Genomic DNA, 965 nt, shown 5'->3' with positions numbered 1-965 from the left:
GGCCCGCCGGGTCCCCGCCGGGCCCGCGCCCTCGCCCGACAGCCCCCACCTGGTGTGGGACTGGAACGGCACGCTGCTGCACGACATCCACGTCGTCCTGGAGGCCACCAACGCCGCCTTCGGCGAGCTGGGGCTGCCCGTCCTGACCCTCGACCGCTACCGCGACCTGTTCTGCGTCCCCATCCCGAAGTTCTACGAGCGCCTGCTCGGCCGGCTGCCCACCGACGAGGAATGGGTGGTGATGGACGGCGCCTTCCACCGCCACTACTTCGCGCGGATCGAGCGCACCGCCCTCACGGAGGGGGCCGCCGACCTCCTCGACGCCTGGGGCGGCGCCGGCGGCACCCAGTCCGTCTGCTCGCTCGCGGGCCGGGACCACCTGGCCGAGTGGCTGGTGCGGCTCGACATCCACCACCACTTCGCCCGGGTGGACGGCCACCCCGGCACCGGCCCGCGCCAGGGCAAGGCCGAGCAGATGGTGCGCCACCTCGCGGCCATGGAGGGCGTGGACCCCGCCCGCACGGTGGTCATCGGGGACGCCACCGACGACGCCGTGGCCGCCGCCGCGGCCGGGGCCCGTGCCGTGCTCTACACCGGTGGTTCGCACAGCCGCCGCAGCCTGTCCGCCGCCGGTGTCCCCGTGGTGGACACCCTGGAGGAGGCGGTGGAGGTGGCGGGCAACCTCGTCTCCTGAACCCCGGGCGCCCCGCGCCCGGCGCGGACCCCGGCGCCCGCCGGCCGCGCCCCGGTCGATGGGCGCCGACCGGGACGGCCGGCCGCCGGAGGCCTCCTCCGTCCCCCGTGGCGCGCGCCCCGGGCGGGGCCCGCTCCCGACACGCCCCGGAAGGTGCGCCCCGCCGGGCGGCCCCCCTGCGGTACCGTTCCGGAAGGGGCTCATCCGTCCGCCGCACCCGGACGGCCGGCCCGGGACCGCCGCTGCGAGGCGCGGCGCGCCCCTCCCCTCC

1 protein-coding gene is annotated in these 965 nt (G+C 78.3%); it reads left to right on the top strand.

Going from position 1 to position 965, the window contains the following annotated elements; genetic code table 11:
- Positions 1-49: 49 nt before the first annotated feature.
- Positions 50-694 (top strand): HAD family hydrolase, encoded by a 645-nt coding sequence (locus FOE67_RS26965; protein WP_194444836.1) that lies wholly within the window; start codon positions 50-52, stop codon positions 692-694.
- Positions 695-965 lie beyond the last annotated feature (271 nt).

The sequence above is a fragment of the Streptomyces calidiresistens genome (genome assembly GCF_014141525.1).
GTDB classification, from domain to species: domain Bacteria; phylum Actinomycetota; class Actinomycetes; order Streptomycetales; family Streptomycetaceae; genus Streptomyces; species Streptomyces calidiresistens.
The sequence above is the reverse complement of the archived record's forward strand: the minus strand, read 5'-3'. Positions and strand labels throughout refer to the sequence as shown.